The sequence below is a fragment of the Rhizobium sp. S152 genome (genome assembly GCF_030380735.1).
In the GTDB taxonomy this organism is placed as follows: Bacteria; Pseudomonadota; Alphaproteobacteria; order Rhizobiales; family Rhizobiaceae; genus Rhizobium.
Genome location: NZ_JAUDRZ010000030.1, coordinates 1 through 19,177, shown reverse-complemented (window position 1 = coordinate 19,177; position 19,177 = coordinate 1). Strand labels below are relative to the sequence as shown.

Below are 19,177 nucleotides of genomic sequence, written 5' to 3'. Positions count from 1 at the left end.
TCTTGCGAATACGCGCAGAAGGCCGCGCCGATCTCGCACACGGCCAGCCTAAACAATTGAAATTATTGGTCCAGAAGTTCGTTCAGGCGGGCCTGTTCATCCGCGGTCAGGCTGGATCCAGTCGGCTTTCCGGCCCGGCGCCGGGCAAAGACTGCAAGCGAAAGACCGCCGGCAAGGATCAGCAGGACGGGCGCGCCCCAAAGAAGAACGGTCTTCATTTCAAAGCGCGGCTTCAACAGCACGAACTCGCCATAGCGCGAGACGATGTAGCTCATAACCTGCTGGTCGCTATCACCATCGGTCAGGCGCTTGCGCACGAGAAGCCGCAGGTCCTTGGCCAGTTCGGCGTTGGAATCGTCGATCGACTGGTTCTGGCAGACCATGCAGCGCAGTTCAGCGGAAATTGCGCGGGCGCGCGCTTCGAGCGCGGGATCGGCTAGAACCTCGTCCGGGTTGACGGCGAAGGCCGGAGCCGCTGAAAGCAGCAGCCCCACGAGAAGCAGAAGCCGGGCGATCATTCCGCCGGCTCCATGGCGCCAGCGGCCACGGCCTTTTTCCTGCGGTTCGGCGCGCCGACGCGCAGGCGGCGATCGCTGAGCGACACGAAACCGCCCAGGCCCATGACCAGCGCCCCGCCCCAGATGCACAGGATGAACGGCTTCCACCAGATTCTGACGACCATGCCGCCATTCTCGGTGGCGTCGCCGAGGGAAACGTAGAGCTGACTCAGCCCGAAAGTCAGAATGCCGGCTTCGGTGGTCGGCATCCGTTGCGCCACATAGATGCGCTTCGACGACCACACATCGGCAACCTCGACACCGCCGCGCGCGATCGTGAAATGGCCGCGCTCCTCTGTGTAGTTCGGACCCTTGGCAGGCTTCATGCCGTCGAAGCGCAGGCTATAGCCGCCGGCCTCGACCGTCTGGCCCTGCTTCATTTCAGTGACGTGTTCGGTCTGGAAGGTCGAGACGGCGACGATGCCGAGCACGGAAATGCCGAGGCCCGCATGGGCGAGTGCCGTACCGAAGGCGGAGCGTGGCAGGCCTCTCAGCCGGCGCCACGCAATGCCAGGCGCGACCTTGCCGACGCCGGCACGATACCAAAGATCGGCAACAGCGCCGAAGACCAGGAATAGACCGGCCGCAAGACCGAGGACGGAGAGGACCGGACCGCCATGCTCGGCATAGAAGAACACGAGCGCCGCCACGAAGGCGAGGCCGGCGGCGACATAGAGGCGCTGCAGCGCGCCCAGCATATCCCCGCGTTTCCAGGCGAGCATCGGCCCGAAGGGAACGATGACGAGGAGCGGTGCCATCAACAGGCCGAAGGTCATGTTGAAGAAGGGCGGGCCGACGGAAATCTTGTCGCCAGTCAACGTTTCCAAGAGCAGCGGATAGAGCGTTCCCGTCAGCACCGTGCCGCAGGCGACGGTGAGGATGAGGTTGTTGACGACGAGCGCACCTTCCCGCGAGATAGGCGCGAACAGGCCGCCAGCCGTCAGCAGCGGCGCGCGGAAGGCGAAGAGCGACAGCGCGCCGCCGATGAAGATCAGCAGGATGCAAAGGATGAAGATACCGCGCGTCGGGTCGCTGGCGAAGGCGTGCACCGAAGTGAGGACGCCTGAGCGGACGAGGAAGGTGCCCATCAGCGACAGCGAGAAGGTCAGGATCGCCAAGAGCACGGTCCAGATCTTCAGCGCCTCGCGCTTTTCCATCACCAGCGCCGAATGCAGGAGCGCCGTTCCGGCAAGCCATGGCATGAAGGATGCGTTTTCGACCGGATCCCAGAACCACCAGCCGCCCCAGCCGAGTTCGTAATAGGCCCAATAGGAGCCCATGGCGATGCCGAGTGTCAGGAACGTCCAGGCGGCGAGCGTCCAGGGACGCACCCAGCGCGCCCAGGCGGCATCGATGCGGCCTTCCAGAAGCGCGGCGACCGCGAAGGAGAAGCAGACGGAGAAGCCGACATAGCCGAGATAGAGAAGCGGCGGATGGATGGCGAGACCGACATCCTGCAGCACGGGATTGAGATCCTTGCCCTCTGCCGGAGCCGGATAGAGGCGCGCGAAGGGGTTGGAGGTCAACAGGATGAAGAAGATGAAGGCAACGGAAATCCAGGCCTGCACGGAGAGCACGTTGGCCTTCAGCGTATCCGGCAGATTGCGCCCGAAGATCGCCACCAACGCGCTGAACAGCGCCAGGATCAGCAGCCAGAGCATCATCGATCCCTCGTGATTGCCCCAGACGCCGGAATATTTATAGAGCAGCGGCACCAGCGAGTGCGAATTCTCCCAGACGTTCTGCACGGAGAAATCCGACACGACATGGGCGTAGGTCAGCACGCCAAAGGAAAACGCCACCAGCGCGAACAGCAGTACCGAGCCGAGCGGGCCGATATCCATCATCGCCTGGTCGCGGCGCGCGGCACCGATGGCCGGGACGAATGAGACGATGATCGCCGTTGCCAGCGCCAGCACCAGAGCGTAGTGGCCAAGCTCGATAATCATTTCGCGCCCTCGCCTTCCTTCCAGAGCCCCTGAGCCTTCAGCCTGTCGGCGACGTCCTTGGGCATGTATTTCTCGTCATGTTTCGCCAGCACCGTATCGGCGGTGAAGGTATCGCTGCCAGTTTCGAAGCGCCCCTCGGTGACCACGCCCTGCCCCTCGCGGAACAGATCCGGCAAGATGCCGGTGTAGCGCACCTGCACCGATTCACCGGTGGCATCCGTCACCGCGAACTGCACCGTGGAGCCGACGCCGCGCACGACGCTTCCCTCTCCGACGAGACCGCCCAGGCGGATGCGGGTGCCAGGTGGCACGGGGTTGTTGGCGAGGTCAGCCGGCATGTAAAAGTAGGCCACCGACCGGCTGAATGCGAACATCACCAGGAGAACGGCCACGAGGATGAAGCCCATGCCGCCCGCGATGACCGCCAGACGCTTCTGTTTGCGCGTCATTGCGCCGTTCCTTCTGTGTCGATGCCAAGTTCGCGCCCGAGCGCGACAAGCTGCTTGCCCTGTTCCCCGCTTGCCGGGAACGCCGCGAGACCGCGCTTCAGGGCGTCGGCAGCGCGATCCTTTTCGTTGATAACGCTGTAGGAACGCACGAGCCGCAGCCATCCTTCCAGATTGTTCGGATCATCCTTGAGCTTGGCATCGAGACTATCGACCATGCCGCGGATCATCTGCTGCCGATCGCCAGCGTTCATGTTTTCGGCGGCGGCCACGTCGGCCGTGGTGGGACCGCCGAGCGTCCGCGCGCCAGCATCCGCCACGGTACCACCATTCTTGGCGATATGCTCGTTCACCAGCGGCAGCCACGGCGCATCGGCGGGCGATTGTCTGGCGATCGTCTCGAAGGCCGCGCGGGCCTCGTCTGCCTTGCCCGTCTGCTCCAGCCCGAGCGCCAGATAGAAGCTGGCACGCGGATTGTCCGGCTCCAACTGCAGCGCCTGTTCCAGCACCTTGCGGGCGTCTTCGGTGACGATACCGCCGGATGCTGCCATCAGCGTCTCGGCCAGTCCGTCGAGGCGCGCCGCGTTGGCACCGAGAAGACGGATAGCGTTGCGATAGGCGGCTTCGGCTTCCGGCAGGCGCTCGGAGCGGAAATAGATCGGCGCCAGCACGTCCCAGCCCTTGCCGTCGTCAGGATTGTCGGCGAGATGCTGCTCCGCCTTGACCACAAGCACGGCCATGTCGTTGCCGGGATTGGCCAGCCGCGCGGCCAGTGGCTGCGAGGGAAGATCCGGTCTGCCCGACATGGTGTAGAGACAGAGACCGATGATCGGCAGCAGGATCAGGATGAAGGCTTCGGTCAGCCTATGGCCCTTGGTGACCTTGCGATCGGCTACTGCCTCGGGCGCGGATACGGCGATCAGGCGCCGGCCTATCTCGGCCCGGGCATAGTCCGCCTGTTCGGCGGTAATCAGGCCGCCGGCAAGATCACGATCGAGTTCACGCAATTGATCGCGATAGACGGCGGCTTCGCCGGCGCGGGAGGTATCGGCCTGCCTCGCGCCGCGCAGAAGCGGGTAAAGCAGAATGGCGGCCACGACAGCCGTCATGACGGCCACTATAATCCAGAAAAGCATGGTCGCCCATTACTCTAAGCGCAGCGGCATTCCAACAAGCAAAGCGGCGTTGACAAAGAATTGAGGCGTTTGGCCGCAAAGCGTCACGGTAAACCGGCCATTCCCGCAACCGCAGGGTAGGATCAGCCGAGCGGCGACCAGCTGCCGTTGTCGTTTCTGCAGGCAGAGCCCCGCGCCACGGTTTCCTTGCCTTCGATTGTCAGCGTGTGTGTGTACTGCCGGCAATTCTGCGAGCCCACCTGATAGGGAGCGGAGGCGACGACCCTGCCACTGACATTGCGGCCGCTCCACACGACAGGCTGGCCGACGGCCGCGCCCTCGAGCGCGCGATATTCCGCTTCCAGCGCGCGCTGGCGGTCGCTGTCGCTCAGCGTCACACCGCTACGGCCGACGATGCCACCGTTCAGCGCGGTGATGAATTCGGCGGATGCCGAGGGCTTGCTGGAGAACAGACCGCCCGAGCTTCCGCTCTTCGTTGTCTGGCAGCTGGACAGCGCCACGGCAAAAACGAGCGAAGAAACGACCATGCCTTGCGAACGTAGTATCATTCAGCCGAACCAAAAACAGATGCCAAACAAGCCGCACCGGCGCATCGCGCCCCGCAGGCATTAAGGCAAAGCATGCTATGCAGTTGCCTGTCTCTTTCTGACACCAAGCGGTTGCTCACGCAACATCCTTTGTGATGCCTGGCAGGATAAGACGCGCCTTGAGGCCGCCCCACTCGCCGCGCGACAGCTCGAGCCGCCCCTGGTATTCGTTGGAAATCTCGGTGACGATGGAAAGGCCGAGGCCAGTGCCCGGCTTGCTCTCGTCGAGCCGCTTGCCGCGCTTCAGCGCCTCGCGGATCTGGTCCGGCTCCAATCCCGGGCCGTCGTCCTCCACAACAATTTCGACCCAATGTCGGCGCGAACTGCCGTCGACGCCCTTGATGTCCTCGGCCGCGTCGGTCGCCGACAGACGCACCTTGTGGACGGCGAAACGGGCGGCGTTTTCGAGCAGGTTGCCGACGACTTCCTCTAAATCCTGTTGTTCCAGTGCGACGGCCAGATGCGGCGGCGTCACCACCAGTTCGAACTCCTTGTCGACGTTCAGGCGGCGCATGACGCGCACCAGACGCTCCAGCGCCGGCTCCGCATCGGTGCGGGCAAGAACGGATTCACGCTGCGCGGCGATGCGGGCGCGGTTGAGATAGGACTGCACCTGCCCCTGCATCGCCTCGGCCTGGTTGCGCACGAGGTCGCCGTGCGACTGGTCCAGCACGCGGGCCTCGTTGAGCAGCACGGCGATCGGAGTCTTCAGCGAGTGCGCGAGATTGCCGACCTGCATGCGGGCGCGCTCGACGATGCGGCGGTTGCTGTCGATCAGCGCGTTGACCTCGTTGGCGAGCGGCAGGATCTCGCGCGGGAACTCGCCCTTCAGCTGCTCGCTCTCGCCGGCGCGAATGCGCTCCAGCGCGCCGCGCGCCTTGTCGAGAGGCTTGAGTCCATAGAGAATCGCAAGCGCGTTGACGATCAGGCTGCCGACGCCGAAGCCTGCGAGCGCGAGATAGAGGCTGTGGGAAAAGTTGCGGACGTCGTCCTCGACCACGTCGACATTGCCGGTGACGCGGAAGCGTGCGGCGCGGCCGTCGGTGTCGAGCACGACTTCGGTCTCGGCCACCTGTATCCGGTTTCCCGATGCGTCGGTGACCTGGTAGTAGCGCTCGTAGTTCTTGTCGAAGGGTGCTTCCAGCACCGAGGGGGTGGGAATGGCGACGTTGCCGAGAGAGGGAGAGACCAGCGGCGGCGCGGTATAGGTGCCGAGCGGTTCCACCACCCAGTACCAACCGGTGCGCGGCTGGGCGAAGCGAAGATCGCCAAGTTGCGGGCTGCCCGATAGCGCGCCCTGGTCGCCGATGGTGACGGAGTTGATGACGTTATAAAGCTGCGCCCGCAACAGGTCCTGGAAGCCGCGCTCGGCGCTCTTGCGGTAGAGCGTCGAGATCAACAGGCCGATGACGACGAGCGCCACGGTCGACCAGATAGTGGTCAGTAGCAGGACGCGTGCGGTGAGCGACTTAATTCGCATTGCTCGGCGCTTGTATGCGGTAGCCGAGCCCGCGCACCGTTTCGATCAGGTCGACGCCCATCTTCTTGCGCAGACGACCGACGAAAACTTCGATCGTGTTGGAATCGCGGTCGAAATCCTGGTCGTACATGTGCTCGACCAGCTCGGACCTAGAGACGACCTCGCCCATGTGGTGCATGAGATAGGCGAGCAGACGGTATTCGTGCGAGGTGAGCTTCAGCGTCACGCCGTTGACCACGGCCTTCGAGGTCTTGGTATCCAGGCGAACCGGGCCGCAGACGATCTCGGAGGAGGAATGGCCAGCGGCGCGGCGGATGAGCGCGCGGATGCGGGCCAGCACTTCCTCGACATGGAAAGGCTTGGTGACGTAGTCGTCGGCGCCCGCGTCGATGCCGGCGACCTTGTCGCTCCAGCGGTCGCGGGCGGTCAGGATCAGCACCGGCATGCCACGGCCGGAACCGCGCCACTTCTCGAGCACGGTCACGCCGTCCATCTCGGGAAGGCCGATGTCGAGGATGATGGCATCATAGGGTTCGGTGTCGCCGAGGAAGTGGCCTTCCTCGCCATCGAAGGCCTGATCGACGACATAGCCCGCCTCTTTCAGGGTCTCGCTCAGTTGGCGGTTCAGATTGACGTCGTCTTCGACTACCAGAATGCGCATCGGCCTGCTCTACCCTGCTTGATCTCTTCGCTGTCTCATAGGCCGATTCTGCCTACATCGGAACCTTGACCGTGACCTTGCGCGGGCGCTGGCCGTTTCCCTGGACAAGAACCGTGATGATACAGCTATCGCCGGATGGCTGAACGGAAAGAAGCTGGCCGCCGGTTTTTTCCACGACGGCACGCGCGGCATCGCTGCAATCGCCTGCGACGCGCACGACAAGGTTGCGCGGATTTTCCGGTGAGGGCGACGTTAGCGCGAGCCCTGCGGCCAACGCTGCGACGCTCAAGGGAGAGGCCATGTGCTATGCTTCCAGTGGATATCAAACTTGACGAGACTATGTACTCACGTGACCTGAATGGCAAATGAATGCCTTGTAATGACGGATGTTTAGAACGTTTCTGCGTTTGCAAACGCGGCCTTCCGGCAACAGGGTAACGACCATCCCTGCCGCCGGTTCAACCCTGAAGATGCTACTTGATCCCCGACCTGGCGGTGACGCGGCCATAGACGGCGAGAAGTCCGCCGAGGGCGCCCGCGATGTTGACGATCGCGTCGACGATCAGGCCACGATCGGCGCTCGGGATATCGATGCCGCTCACATGCAGCAGCGACGCGATCACGGCGATCATCGCGCCCCAGATGGTCTTCGAGGTGTACCAGGATTTGAGTTCGATCATGTCGGCCTCCTTTTTGAAAGTTCAGATTGAAAAACTCGCGACAACAGGAAAGCCCAGCGGCACGCGCTGGCCCAGTTGGCGGACGCGGATGGTGAGGCTTTGCTGCGCGCCGCCAAAGTCGGCGGCTTCATCCGCTGGCGGATAGGTCCATTGCGGCCGGTCGGTTTCGGCGGAGCGGACGACCACATCGCCTTCGAGCAACTCGATGGCGTAGCGTTCATAGGGTTCGTCGAACGGGATGTCGGAAGATGTCCAGCCGTCGGCATCGTCCCGCCCCCGGCGTATCCAGGAAAAGACGGCTGCGCCGGATACGTCGCGGGCGCAGCGCAGATGGACGGGAGAGAGCGGTGTCTGCGCCCTCATCCCACCCTCGAAGGAAAAGGGCCCCGCCTTTGCCGCGGAGGTCGCTGTCTCGGCGATCCAGTTCAGCCGCAGTCCCATTTCGTCGCTGCCGAGACCCAGCGGCTTGACCGCTTCGTCGAGCAGCACCGCCGAGGCGCCGGCCTCGGCACCCGCTCGCATGGCATCGTCGGTTCCGGCCAGTCCGCGCAGCAGGCCTTTGAGACGCCAGCGCCCGGCGGCAATCTCCTCCGCCTGGCAAAACGATAGGACTTCCCAGGTGCCATTCGCAGCCAGCAGCGCCAGCATGTTGGCACCGTTCAGAACCGAGACCGCATCCGCCGAGGACAGCCCGCCATAGGGCAGATCGATTTCCAGCGTCTGCGACCAATCGAAACGACCGAGCACTCCCTGCCCCAACGGACCGACAAGCGTGCCGATGCGGGCCGGGCGGTCGAGCAGCACCCTTCCTTTGTAGCCTTCCTGCGTTGCGGAGGACGACAGCCCCACCGCCGACCAGGGCTTGGCCAAAACTGCGCCGCGCGCGAAGCCAGCCGCATCGCCGCCATCGAAACGCGGCAAATCCATCAGCAGCACGACCGGGGCGAAGAGGTCGGCCGCACCATTGTCGTCCGTCCTGCCTCCGGATGCCTCGCGCAACGCGCCGCCGGCCGAGGGCGAGAATGCCCTCGCCTCGACGCTCCTGCTGCCGCCGTCCTCGATGCGCGAGATCAGAAACCGTCCGGCGGGGCCATTCGGCAGACTCACGACATCGCCCGGCTGCAGATGCACTTCGTTCGGCGACAGCGAGAAGCGGATCGACTGGCGGGCGATCCTGTTGTCGCGCAACAGGGCCTCGGCGGCCGCAAGCGCGGCCTCCTCGGACATGACGGCCGTGAGATCCTGCTTGATCACCCTGTTCGTGCCGGCCGCCGCGCGGTGCGAGCGTACGCTCGCCTGCTCGTAGTCCTGGGCGGGATCATAGAAGGTCAGCATCGCCTCGGCGGCGAAATCGCTGCCGTGGCCCCGCGTCTCCTGCCAGAGCGGCTCGTCCTCGCTATCGACGAAGGTGTCCAGTTCGATTGGCGGCAGGCTCGCCCTCATGCGCGAGCGGAAGCGCAGCAGGCCGGCATCCTCGAAGGCGTCTATCTGGAAGGCCTGCAGCAGCGGTTCGATCAGGCTGCGTGCCGAGGTGACATCGCCCTGCACATAGCCCGTGACATCGCCGCTGACTTCGGAGACGTCGAAATCGTCAAAGCCGTGGTCGGCGAGCACGGCCGCGATCACGTCGGCCAGCGTGCCGCCGCCCAGCCTTCCGTTCAGCCAGTGGCCGGTCGCCCAATTGGCCCCGTCGCTCCACAGGCCGATATTTTGTGGGAAGGCGGGAAAAGGCCGCGCGTCCCAGGCCCAGATGAAGAGATGGCCGGGATCAACCATTCCCGGCGGCGCGCCCTCACCGTTCCACCATTGATGATGCGCTTCGAGAAAGCGCCGCTGGGCGCTGTCGGAGCGCGTGCCGTTGGAGAAGTAGGGTACGGCGCTCTCGGCGGATTTCGGATCGGCGAAGACGTTCGGCTGGTTGGCACCCTTGTCGATCGCCCCGCAGCCGAGTTCGGTGAACCAGACCGGCTTGCCCGATGGTGTCCATTCCGTCGACTCGGCACGCTCCACGCCGCCGATCCGCTCGTAATGCGGATTGGCCCACCATGCGGCGATGTCTTTGTAGCGGTAGAGCCAGGGCTTGCCGCCACCGTCGGTGATCGGGGTGCGTACGCGGTCGCGGCGATCCTCGTCGCTGCGGTAGTACCAGTCGAAGCCCTCGCCCGCGGTGATTGCCGCCGTCAGCGCGGAGAGATCGTCGGCGGCGCGGAAACCGTCCAGGTTGACCTCACCCAGATCGCCGTCGCGCCAGTCCGACAACGGCATGTAGTTGTCGATACCGACGGCATCGATCGCGGGCGACACCCAGAGCGGGTCGAGATTGAACAAGACGTCACCGCTGCCGTCGTCGGGGTGATAGCCGAAATACTCGCTCCAGTCGGCGGCATAGGTGAGTCTGGTGGAGGGCAGCAATGTCTTCACGGCGGAGGCGAGCGAGGCCAGCGCTTCCACAAACGGGAAGGCATCCGCGTCGTCGCGAACCGAGGTCAGACCGCGCAGTTCGGAGCCGATGATGAAGCCATCGACCCCACCGGCGGCCTTCGCCAGTTGCCCGTAATGCAGGATGAACCGCCGATAGCCTGCGTCGCCACCACGATAGGAGACGTGCTGGCCCGACACCGTGAAATCGCCCGGCTGCGCCGGTCCAGCGAAGGAATGTAGCTGCGTGCGTGCCAGCACGGTGCGGTCGGCGGTGTCGGCTTGGCCGATCGCCGGGTGACAGGTCAGGCGTCCGCGCCAGGGATAGGCCTGCTGCAGTTCCGCGCCATAGGGGTCGGGCAGCGTGTTGTCGGCGGGAATATCCATCATCAGGAACGGATAGAGATAGACCTCGAGCCCGCGCGCCTTGAGATCAGCGATGGCGGAAACCACGCTCGTATCATCGGGCGTGCCGCCATAAGCCGGCCCGCCATTGTTGCGGCTGACGCGATAGGCGTTGCCGCGCGTAACGCCCGAAACCGACCAGGGGCTGCTTTCGCTATTGCGCGCCGAGACCTCGACGCCCGGCAGAACCTTGCAATTGCCGGCCCTGAGATCGGTGCCGAACCAGGAGACGACGAGCGCCACGCGCTCGAGGTTCGGGCAGAGCGTCATCAGTTCATCGATCGAGACCTCCCAGTCCGTCAAGCCGCGCAGGGTGTTGCGGTTGAGCCGCCGGGCACTCCCGGCACCGGTCTGCTCGGAGACGGTCACCGTGCGATAGCCATGCTCCGTGGCGCCGGGGATGATGCACACCGCCCGGATCTCGTTTTCCAGACCGCCCACGGGACGCACGACCTCGAACTGCAGGAGCGGAATGCGATTGCCGTAAGCATCCAGCGGCAGGCGCTCGAACACCACATAAGCCAGCCCGCGATAGGCCGGCGCCATGCCCGCGCCCTGCTTCGCCTCGATCAGCGGATCCGGCTGCTGCTCGTCATCGCCGGGATAGAAGCGCATCTCGATCCTGTTGAGATCGAGCTCCTTGCCGTCGGCCCAGACCCGGCGCAGGCTCGCCACCGGCCCCTCGCAGAGGCCGATCGCCATGTTGGCGAAATAGCGGTACGTCTCGACGCGGGTGCCGCCGGAGGACTTGCCGCCGGTGCGCTCGCTCGTCACCTGCTCCTCGAAACGCGTCGCCCAGATCATCGTGCCGCCGATCCGCGCCGCGCCATAAAGACGGTTGATCGACGTTCCCTCATCAGCGCCAGGGATGCGGGCGGTCGAGAGGTGGGCGCCGCGCACGGTCGATGTGCCGCCGAGCAGCGCGTGGTCGACGACGCTGCCGGCAAGCGCGCCCGCGGCCCGACCGATGATCGCGCCGACGGGTCCGAAAACGCTGCCGAGGGCGGCGCCGGCGGCCTGAAGAAGGAGAGTGGCCATCAAACGCTCCGCAGCGGTGCCCCAGCCGCTCGCACGGCTCTTGCATTTTCCCGCAAAGATTGTGTTAGATTGTTTCAGTCGCGAGCAGAAGCAGAAGCGCCGAGACCAGCCCGCGCACTGGAGAGGACGGGCCTCTCCAGCCTCGGCAAAGGCCTTGCTCTCGATCAGGGAGGTGATGCGATGTGGTTCTTGCCACTTGCTATCACGCTTAGCCTAAGAAAAACCCGGACGGGCTGGTACCTAGCCGTCCGGGTCATTTTCAAAAGCTAAGCAAACGGTGGGCGGAGCTCCAACTCCGCTCACCACTCCTCAAACATACAGTCCATCGACGCTATTTTCAAGTTCCGGTACAACTTCCGGGAACCGGAACGCCGCCGCAATCCGCCGCCGCCAGCTCGGCACCAGCGGCGAGCGGATGACGGCCGCCTGTTCGTAGGCGTGGATGAAGAAGCGATCCGGGGCCAGAATGCCGGCATGCTTGGCGGCCATGTCGGGCCGCCAGCGAAAGAGCAGCAGATCACCGGGCGCGGCTTCAGCTGGCGGCAGGGGTTTGCCGAAGTGCCGCATTGCCGAGGCGATCAGTCTGTCCTCGCCGCTGCGCTCGGCCCAATCTGGCGCATAGGGCGGCGGCAGCTCCGGCTCTTCACCGTAGATCTCCCGCCAGATGCCCCTGACGAGGCCGAGGCAATCGCAGCCAACGCCCTTGAGCGACGCCTGATGCCTATAGGGCGTGCCGATCCAGCTTTCGGCGGAAGCGAGGACACGTTGCGCGATCAGGGTCATTTGAACAGCGCGCTCCCATCATGGACGCTTTCGCCATCGGCGTAGGTGTAGGCGAAATCGGCGCCCGGCACGTGCGGAAAGCCGCGGAAATTCAGCTGGTTGGCAAACTTCGCTCGGCAGGTGGGGAAGGACTTGTCGCAGCCCGCGGTAATCGTGACCCGATCGCCGACATCGGGCGCGCGCGACAGCGGCAGCCAGAGCGACAGCTCCATCCCATCTTCGTCCGCGGCATGCATCTCTATATCCAGCCGCTCGCCGGCGTTGACACTGTCGAGAAATGTCAGGACGCCCAACCGAAAGAAGCCATCGGGAAAATCGCCGATCCCGGTGAGTTTCAGCCTTCCGGCATCGATCACCGCCGCGACGATACCCTCGGCCGTCAGCGGCGCCATGGCGACGCGGCATCTCTGATCGCCGAGGCTCGCATCGCAGCGTCGCCCGTAGACGCGCCCCTGCGGCTGGTCGAGCCGGCTCGTGAAGCTGCGAAGCTCGGCGCGGAAGCTGCCGGCGTCACGGGTAACATCGCCGATCTCCTGCACCTTCAAAAGCAGGTGCTGGTCCGGCGACGCCCAATTGACGAGAAAGACCTCGACGCGCGCGCCGTCATAGCGGCCGCGCTCGAGGTCCGCCTCGGTGATCGCATCGCTGGAAAAGCCGCCCGCGACCTCGCTCGTCGCCGCTGGAAGCCCGACTTCCTCCTCGGTCGCGCTCGCCGAGAAGCCGGAGGCCGCCAGGAAGGTGGTTCCCGCGAAACTCAGATCATGGTCGTGTTCGGTAAATCCGAGCACCACGCCATCGCCGCGTGTCACGCGCCAGGCGTGGCAAAGCGTCGTGGCATCGCCGGCAAGAAGCGCCTTCAGCGCCGGATCGATCGTTCTCATGGCAGGATCTCCATCAGTGGGATGGTCGGGATGCGCCCGGCGTTGAAGGCGGAAAGATTGACGTCGATCCGCCCGGTGGCGAAGCGCACCGGTACGTCGAACTCGAATCCGGCCGTTACCGCCGCGCCGGCCGACGGAACATGCCCCTCCGCGAAGGTCACCAACCCGGTCGCGCTGTCGCAAGTGAAAGACGAGGCCGGCAGCGCGGCGCCGCCGATCGCCACGACGACGGAGCCCGCTACCGGCTTGGCGATATGGCGCACGCTGCCGGCGGCAGCATCGCCATACGTCTTGATCAGTTGGAAACTTGCCCTGACGCCGTCGCCGATGCCGATCGTCTGGTCCAGCGCGCTCAACGGCTGATCCGGGCGGCGGGACCTGCAGTCGATGGGATCGCGGAAGCGGAAGCCGTAGAGCTCGCCGCTTCGGGCCTCGAAGAATTCGAGCACATCATAGAGATCGGCAACCGACCTGAGGCCCGAGCCGGCATCATAGCTGCGCCGCGCGTCGCGCCAGCGGCTGTTTCTGGTCTCGCGGCCGTTGGAGAGATTGACGATATCGGTGCGTCGCTCCGGCCCGCCGCTGGTCGCCAGCGACAGGCGTAGCGGAAAGCGCACCTCGTGAAAGGCAGTTGCCATCGAAACCTCACAGATTGCGCTGGCCGCGCATTGCGGTGCGCGCCAGCATGGAGGAAATCTGCGCCTCGCTCTTGCGGAAACTCTGCGCATCGGTGGCGGTGACGTTGAAGACGATCTGGGTCGATCCGCCACCTGAGGCGGCAACGCCGAGCGAACCATCGGCGCCGCGCTTCAGTGGAAGGATCGCCTCGCTTCCCGCCTCGCCCATCAGCCCCATATCCCCGCCCATTGGGAAATAGGTGGGCTTGGACACCACACCACCATCGGCGAACGGCAGGATCTTGCCGACATCGCCGAGCAGGCTGGAGGCTGCGCCCGAGAGCATGGTTTCAAGGGGCTTCAGCCCGGCCGAGAGCGCGATGTCGCTCAGCCGGCTGCCGAGGCCGCGCAGCACATCGTCCAGCCCCTTGCCGCCGGCAACCGCGCTTTTCAGCGCACCCGACAGCGCCGAGCCGAAGGAGCGTGACCGCGCCTCCAGTCCATCCAGCGCGCGCTGCAGCAGTTCCGCCTCGCCCGTGGCAGAGGAGAAATCCAGATCTTCGCTTTCCATGGTGTTCCCTTGCTAAACTCGAGGCGCATCCGGAAAGCGGGCCATCAGCCCGTCCAGATCGGCGCGCGAGACGGCCGTGCCGCGCGGCGCGAGGCCGCCTGCGGCCGCGTGAAACTCTCGGGGCGTCATCGCCCAGAATTGCATTGGTGGAAGCCGCAACAGGCAGAGGCCGACATGCAGGACCCGCGCCCAGGGGAATGGCGCCGGTCCCGCCGCATTGCCGGTCTCGATGCCCGCTGCGGCTAGAGGGGGTGGGCGGAGGCGTCCGCATCCACCCCGAGAAAGGTCGCGGTCAGGAGATCGCCGACAATGGCGGCATAGCCACCGATCCCGCCTTCGACATCGGCTTCGGCGACGTCTTCGTCGGAATAAAGATTGCCGCCGCCGCGCAGGCCGGCACCGATAATGCGGATCATGTCCGCCGCCTTCAGCCGGCCGCCGGCGAAGCGCTCGGCAAGGCCGTTCAGGCTGTCGACCGAAAAGGCTGCTTCGAGCTCGGCGAGCGCCCCTAGCGTCAGGCACAGAACCCGTCGCTCGCCGTCGATGACGGCCTCGATCTCGCCGCGCCGGCGATTGGCGCGTGTCCCGGCGGACCGCATCACAGCACCTCGAAACCGATGGCACCCGCCGATTCCAGCGCCAGCTCGAACATAACCTCGCCATTGTACTGGCCGGAATATTCGAGCGCGGTCGCCTGGAACGGACCCGTCACCGTGCCGAAATCGGGAATGACGAGCTGCCAGTTCAGGACGGCGCCGTTGAAAAAGGCATTGCGCACCAGCGCGTCGGACGCCGCATCCTTGAAGATGCCGGCCCCCGAGATCGACGCTCGCTGCACACCGGCGCCGCCGAGCAGCTCGCGCCAACGCCCGACGCTTTCCGCGTCGGTCACATCGACGGTCTCGGCATTGAACGCGATCCGCTTCGACCGCAGCCCCGCCACCGTCGCATAGCCCTCGCCGTCCAGCACCTTCAGCAGAAGATCCTTACCCCTTTGCGCCACCATGGCCTTATCCCTTCAACGAAAAAGGGCGCCCTCAGGGACGCCCGTGCGATGTCATCGACTTGTCACTTTCAACCCACGGGCGCGGATGCTACGACCACGCGGTCTTCCTCATCCTACATCGCCCAAGTACCTGTCATGTCCTCTTCCTTGCGCTCGACCCAGACGATCGCCGTGCTTGCCGTGACGCAGCTGATCGGCTGGGGCACGACCTTCGACATGCTCGGCGTCATGGGCCGCGTGATCGCGCCGGAGCTCGGCCTGGCGAACGAGATCGTCTTCGGCGGATTGACCATCATGATGATCGTCAGCGCGATCATCGGTCCGGTGACCGGTCGTCTTCTGGAGCGCCACGGCGCCGCGCGCGTGCTCGCAGCCTCATCCATCGTTTTCGCGATCGGCCTTCTGCTTCTCGCAGTAAGCCATGGCATCGTGCTCTATGCGATCTCCTGGGTCGTCATCGGCATCGGCGCGGCACTGTGCCTCACCGCGCCGACCTATACCGCCGTCGTCGAGCGCGAGGGCGCAAACAGCAAGCGCGTGATCGCCATCCTGATGCTGTTTACCGGCCTTTCGAGTGCGATCTTCTGGCCGGTGCTGAGCCTGCTCACCGCCGAATTCGGCTGGCGGCTTACCTTCGTGATCTCGGCTGCGCTGCATCTGTTCATCTGCCTGCCGCTCTATCTTCTCGCGCTGCCGCGACCGCTCGCAACGCAGGCAGCCAATGCCCAGATGCTGACACCGCCAGTCCAGCTCTCGGCGAGCGACCGGCGCAATGCGTTCCTGCTGATTGCCGCGACAACGACGATCTCGACCTTCGTCACCTTCGGACTAGCGCCTTCGCTTCTCGAAGTCCTGCGCCAATACGGCGCCTCGCCGGCGCTTGCGCTGCAGCTCGGATCGGCACGCGGCGTCATCGGCATTTCGGCGCGGGGCATGGACATGCTGCTCGGCAAGCGCGGCAGCCCGATCGTCAGCGCGACCATGGGTATCGGGCTGATGGTCACAAGCTTCGCGCTGATCCTCGTCATTCCGCCCTCGACCGCCCTGCTCGTCGGCTTCATCCTGATCTACAGCTTCGGCTCAGGCGTCATGGCGGTCGCCCGGGCGCTGCTGCCGCTTGCGCTGTTTTCGCCGCGCGAATACGGCCTGCAGGCGGCGCGCCTGTCGCTGCCCCAAAACATCGCCAACGCCGTCGCCCCCGTCATCTTCACCGCCCTCCTAGACCGCACCGGCGCCAGCACGGTGATGGCTGTCTGCGGCGTGCTTGCGGCGGTATCGCTCGGTTTCGTGACGATGCTCGCCATGCTCATCCGCCGCGCCCGGCCGGTTGCTCAGACTGCCTGAGCGAGGGAGGCGACGATGTCCTTTGTCGGCAGCAGCAAGGTTCTCTCCAGCCCCTTGGCATAGCGAAAACCGAATTTAGCGTAGTACGCCTCCGCCTCGTCGTCCAGGGCGTGCACCATGACGGCGCGGAAAGCGACCAGTTGTGCCGAAGATACGACCGCCATAAGCGCGTTCTTGAGGAGCGCCTTACCAAGTCCGTCTCTCTGATAGCGCCGATCAACCGCCAGCCGCGCCAGCAGCGCGACCGGGATTTCACCCGGTGCGCCGTGGCCGCCGATCTGTTTCGGCGCATTGTAGCGGCTGATCATCCCGGCACATAGGGAATGATAGCCCACGACACGATAATCCTCGGTCGCGATGACGAATGTCCGGCTATATCCCTGCTGCTGATTGTAGAGCGCCATCTCCTTGAGAAAGGCATCCAGAGTCGGCTTGCCGCTGTCAAACTCATCGACCCGATGGTTTTCCGCGAGCGGAGCGGGCTTGCGGAACATCCGTTCAATCGATCCATTCGCGGTTTGATTTGAAAAGCTCAACGAGCTTGTCGTTTGCCTTGGCGGGCTCAGCGAGCAGGGCTTCGACATTATCGAATACCGACGCATCTACGCCGACAAAGCGCTGGTCCAGCAGTTCTTTCTGCGCGGAGGCATAAGCCGCTTCCGTCATGAAGGCCGTCAGCGATTTTCCGCTTACCTCTGCCGCACGCGAGATCACGTCACGTGTGCTGGGATCCATGCGTAGATTGATCGTTTCGTTCTTCTTCGTGATTGGCATTAATCTGGTCCCGCAGGTTCACAACGCTGCGCTATGGTCGCGGCTCTATATGTATACACGATGTAATTACATCGGTGAAGCGATTAATCTTCAGCACGTGCTCCACGCTAAGCCCCCACCGCCTCCGTCACCGCCCTGAAGCGCATCTCGGCCACATGCAGCTTTGTCTTCGGCTGCCGTCGCGATTGGGTCTGGCGATGATGGAGGTTGACCAGATGGTGGACGGCGAGGTCGAGGGTGGCGTCGTGCAGCAGTGTACGCACGCGATGGGCGATCTCCTCGGCCAGTTTCCTGCCGCCTGCATCGGACCAGATTTCCAGCGTCAGAAGATGCTCCTCGCTGGCCTCCGTCGACGTGGAGTAATCGTTGCTGGCGAGCTCGGCGATGACGACGCAGGGCAGCGCCCGGCCTGATATCAGGCGATCTCGAATACCGTCGGGGCCGATCAGCTGCGTCAGTTCCGCATCGGCGCCCAGGCGGATGCGGATCGCCGTCAGGAGGTCATTGGCCGCGCTTGTCATGACGGATCTCCTTTCGTCCTGATGCCGCGCCGCGCGAGAGCTTCGACAACGCGGCGGCGAGATCGCGGAGCGTAATACCGAGCGGGGTGACGGTAACGGTCGATACTGACGGCCAGGTACTTGCGGTTTCGTTCTTGCTCATCGGCCTTCCTCCTCGCAAAGACAGACGAGATAGTTGCCGCGCTCGTCGGGATCCCGCCAGGCGCCGATCGCAAAGACGCGCGCGCCCTTGCGCAGCCGCATGCCGGATTTGATATCGTCGCGGAAGCGCAGCCAGATGCGATGCGTCAGGGTGAAGACATCCGATCCCGCCTGTTCCTCGCTGAGTTCGCTCACCGGTTCGATACGGGCCCAGAGCGAGGCGATTTCGGTGAAGGAAACAGTGGCGCCGCCCTGGCCGTCCGGCGTCTCCACCGGCGCCTCCAGCTCCAGCCGCGCCGTCATCTGGCCGGCATCGAAGAACACGGAGCGCATCAGAGCCGCCTCATCATGAAGGGCGCGATCAGGCGGTCGTAGCCTGCGGGAATATCGGCAGGCTGATCCTCGACCGCGATCGTACCCCGAAACGCAAACATCTGCGCGACATGCATCAGCATTGCCCGCTTAAGCGTATCCGGGACCTCGGCGCCGCTCTCGCCGAAGCCGGCGGTGAAGTCGATCTCGATGCCGTTGATCGGCCGGCCCGAGCCGACAGCGCGGCCGAGCACGAGGCGCGCCGGGCGGGCGTGGCCGTCGAGGATGTGGCCGGTGAGCGGCAGTTGGAGCTCTTCGCCGGATGCATCGTAAAGCGTCAGGCTTTCAATGGTTTGCACCGGCCCCTTGGCAATCTGAATCACGCCGTCTTCAGGAATTGAATCAAGATAGAGGCGCCAGGTCTGGGTGATGAGGCAAAGGCCGGTTGCGCGTTCGAGGTGCTCGCGGGCGGTGCTTATGAGGGAGGCGAGCAGCGTGTCTTCATTGGTGTCGTCGAGGCGCAGATGGGATTTTGTCTCCGTGAGGGTGATGGGTTCGGAGGTGGGTGGGGTGATGAGGGCGTAGGTCATTAGTGGGGCTCCTGGTGGTGTGGTGAGATGGGTGGCGACAGCTGAGACGTTGTGCCCGTCGTGCTGCTTCCTGTCAGACGTTGTGCTGTGTGGCCCCTCATCTGCCTGCCGGCATCTTCTCCCCGCTGGGGAGAAGAGACTCGGAGTGGGCCGCTCGCGCCGACCTCCCCTTCTCCCCCGCGGGGAGCAACCATGTCTCATTCTCTGCAATATTCCGGCGTCCATTCGGCTTTGCGGATGAGGATGGCATTGGCGAGAATGATGAGTTTGCGGGCGACGG

24 protein-coding genes are annotated in these 19,177 nt (G+C 64.6%); 1 reads left to right on the top strand and 23 read right to left on the bottom strand.

Annotated features, from left to right (window positions below; all coding sequences use genetic code 11):
• Positions 1–62: 62 nt before the first annotated feature.
• The 17 genes from QTL95_RS24725 to QTL95_RS24645 all read right to left on the bottom strand — a co-directional run bounded on the left by QTL95_RS24725 (position 63) and on the right by QTL95_RS24645 (position 15,215).
• Positions 63–518, bottom strand: a complete 456-nt coding sequence (locus QTL95_RS24725; protein WP_289722555.1) for a cytochrome c-type biogenesis protein — start codon at positions 516–518, stop codon at positions 63–65.
• A complete protein-coding gene (locus tag QTL95_RS24720) occupies positions 515–2,506 on the bottom strand; it encodes a heme lyase CcmF/NrfE family subunit (RefSeq protein ID WP_289722554.1) in 1,992 nt (663 codons plus the stop codon). The genes QTL95_RS24725 and QTL95_RS24720 overlap by 4 nt, the downstream gene beginning before the upstream one ends.
• Positions 2,503–2,955, bottom strand: coding sequence for a cytochrome c maturation protein CcmE (gene ccmE / locus QTL95_RS24715; protein WP_289722553.1), 453 nt, complete (start codon positions 2,953–2,955; stop codon positions 2,503–2,505). The genes QTL95_RS24720 and ccmE overlap by 4 nt, the downstream gene beginning before the upstream one ends.
• On the bottom strand, positions 2,952–4,088 hold the full coding sequence (gene ccmI / locus QTL95_RS24710; RefSeq protein WP_289722552.1) for a c-type cytochrome biogenesis protein CcmI: 1,137 nt from the start codon (positions 4,086–4,088) through the stop codon (positions 2,952–2,954). The genes ccmE and ccmI overlap by 4 nt, the downstream gene beginning before the upstream one ends.
• A 122-nt stretch (positions 4,089–4,210) precedes the next feature.
• Positions 4,211–4,636, bottom strand: a complete 426-nt coding sequence (locus QTL95_RS24705; protein ID WP_289722551.1) for a hypothetical protein — start codon at positions 4,634–4,636, stop codon at positions 4,211–4,213.
• Positions 4,637–4,751: 115 nt separating this feature from the next.
• Complete coding sequence (locus QTL95_RS24700) at positions 4,752–6,155, bottom strand: sensor histidine kinase (protein WP_289722550.1); 1,404 nt, start codon at positions 6,153–6,155, stop codon at positions 4,752–4,754.
• Positions 6,145–6,816, bottom strand: coding sequence for a response regulator transcription factor (locus tag QTL95_RS24695; RefSeq protein WP_037180454.1), 672 nt, complete (start codon positions 6,814–6,816; stop codon positions 6,145–6,147). Before QTL95_RS24695 ends, QTL95_RS24700 begins: the two co-directional genes overlap by 11 nt.
• 52 nt (positions 6,817–6,868) lie before the next feature.
• On the bottom strand, positions 6,869–7,117 hold the full coding sequence (locus QTL95_RS24690) for a hypothetical protein (RefSeq protein WP_037180457.1): 249 nt from the start codon (positions 7,115–7,117) through the stop codon (positions 6,869–6,871).
• Between the two features lie 172 nt (positions 7,118–7,289).
• The gene (locus QTL95_RS24685) at positions 7,290–7,496 is read right to left on the bottom strand and encodes a hypothetical protein (protein WP_289722549.1); all 207 of its coding nucleotides are present in this window, start codon (positions 7,494–7,496) and stop codon (positions 7,290–7,292) included.
• A gap of 21 nt (positions 7,497–7,517) precedes the next feature.
• A complete protein-coding gene (locus QTL95_RS24680) occupies positions 7,518–11,357 on the bottom strand; it encodes a baseplate multidomain protein megatron (protein WP_289722548.1) in 3,840 nt (1,279 codons plus the stop codon).
• 309 nt (positions 11,358–11,666) lie between these two features.
• A complete protein-coding gene (locus QTL95_RS24675; RefSeq protein WP_289722547.1) occupies positions 11,667–12,140 on the bottom strand; it encodes a C40 family peptidase in 474 nt (157 codons plus the stop codon).
• Positions 12,137–13,021, bottom strand: coding sequence for a DUF2163 domain-containing protein (locus QTL95_RS24670; RefSeq protein WP_289722546.1), 885 nt, complete (start codon positions 13,019–13,021; stop codon positions 12,137–12,139). Before QTL95_RS24670 ends, QTL95_RS24675 begins: the two co-directional genes overlap by 4 nt.
• Positions 13,018–13,659: a TIGR02217 family protein gene (locus QTL95_RS24665; RefSeq protein WP_289722545.1), complete on the bottom strand. Its 642-nt coding sequence runs from the start codon at positions 13,657–13,659 to the stop codon at positions 13,018–13,020. Before QTL95_RS24665 ends, QTL95_RS24670 begins: the two co-directional genes overlap by 4 nt.
• A 7-nt stretch (positions 13,660–13,666) precedes the next feature.
• Positions 13,667–14,209 (bottom strand): phage tail tape measure protein, encoded by a 543-nt coding sequence (locus tag QTL95_RS24660; RefSeq protein ID WP_289722544.1) that lies wholly within the window; start codon positions 14,207–14,209, stop codon positions 13,667–13,669.
• A 12-nt stretch (positions 14,210–14,221) separates the two neighbouring features.
• A complete protein-coding gene (locus tag QTL95_RS24655) occupies positions 14,222–14,440 on the bottom strand; it encodes a rcc01693 family protein (RefSeq protein ID WP_289723161.1) in 219 nt (72 codons plus the stop codon).
• Between the two features lie 11 nt (positions 14,441–14,451).
• Positions 14,452–14,808: a gene transfer agent family protein gene (locus QTL95_RS24650; RefSeq protein WP_289722543.1), complete on the bottom strand. Its 357-nt coding sequence runs from the start codon at positions 14,806–14,808 to the stop codon at positions 14,452–14,454.
• Complete coding sequence (locus tag QTL95_RS24645; RefSeq protein ID WP_289722542.1) at positions 14,808–15,215, bottom strand: phage major tail protein, TP901-1 family; 408 nt, start codon at positions 15,213–15,215, stop codon at positions 14,808–14,810. The genes QTL95_RS24650 and QTL95_RS24645 overlap by 1 nt, the downstream gene beginning before the upstream one ends.
• Positions 15,216–15,350: 135 nt before the next feature.
• On the opposite strand from QTL95_RS24645, the gene QTL95_RS24640 reads away from it, so the two are divergent.
• A complete protein-coding gene (locus QTL95_RS24640; RefSeq protein WP_289722541.1) occupies positions 15,351–16,559 on the top strand; it encodes an MFS transporter in 1,209 nt (402 codons plus the stop codon).
• On the opposite strand, the gene QTL95_RS24635 is transcribed toward QTL95_RS24640, so the two are convergent.
• The 6 genes from QTL95_RS24635 to QTL95_RS24610 form a co-directional block, all read right to left on the bottom strand.
• Positions 16,547–17,053: a GNAT family N-acetyltransferase gene (locus QTL95_RS24635; protein ID WP_289722540.1), complete on the bottom strand. Its 507-nt coding sequence runs from the start codon at positions 17,051–17,053 to the stop codon at positions 16,547–16,549. The genes QTL95_RS24640 and QTL95_RS24635 overlap by 13 nt on opposite strands.
• A 4-nt stretch (positions 17,054–17,057) precedes the next feature.
• Positions 17,058–17,333: a type II toxin-antitoxin system TacA family antitoxin gene (locus QTL95_RS24630; RefSeq protein ID WP_289722539.1), complete on the bottom strand. Its 276-nt coding sequence runs from the start codon at positions 17,331–17,333 to the stop codon at positions 17,058–17,060.
• A gap of 107 nt (positions 17,334–17,440) precedes the next feature.
• Positions 17,441–17,854: a DUF3168 domain-containing protein gene (locus QTL95_RS24625; protein ID WP_289722538.1), complete on the bottom strand. Its 414-nt coding sequence runs from the start codon at positions 17,852–17,854 to the stop codon at positions 17,441–17,443.
• A complete protein-coding gene (locus QTL95_RS24620) occupies positions 17,835–17,996 on the bottom strand; it encodes a hypothetical protein (protein ID WP_289722537.1) in 162 nt (53 codons plus the stop codon). Before QTL95_RS24620 ends, QTL95_RS24625 begins: the two co-directional genes overlap by 20 nt.
• Positions 17,993–18,328, bottom strand: coding sequence for a phage head closure protein (locus tag QTL95_RS24615; protein WP_289722536.1), 336 nt, complete (start codon positions 18,326–18,328; stop codon positions 17,993–17,995). The genes QTL95_RS24620 and QTL95_RS24615 overlap by 4 nt, the downstream gene beginning before the upstream one ends.
• Positions 18,328–18,897 (bottom strand): head-tail connector protein, encoded by a 570-nt coding sequence (locus QTL95_RS24610; RefSeq protein WP_289722535.1) that lies wholly within the window; start codon positions 18,895–18,897, stop codon positions 18,328–18,330. The genes QTL95_RS24615 and QTL95_RS24610 overlap by 1 nt, the downstream gene beginning before the upstream one ends.
• Positions 18,898–19,177: the final 280 nt, after the last annotated feature.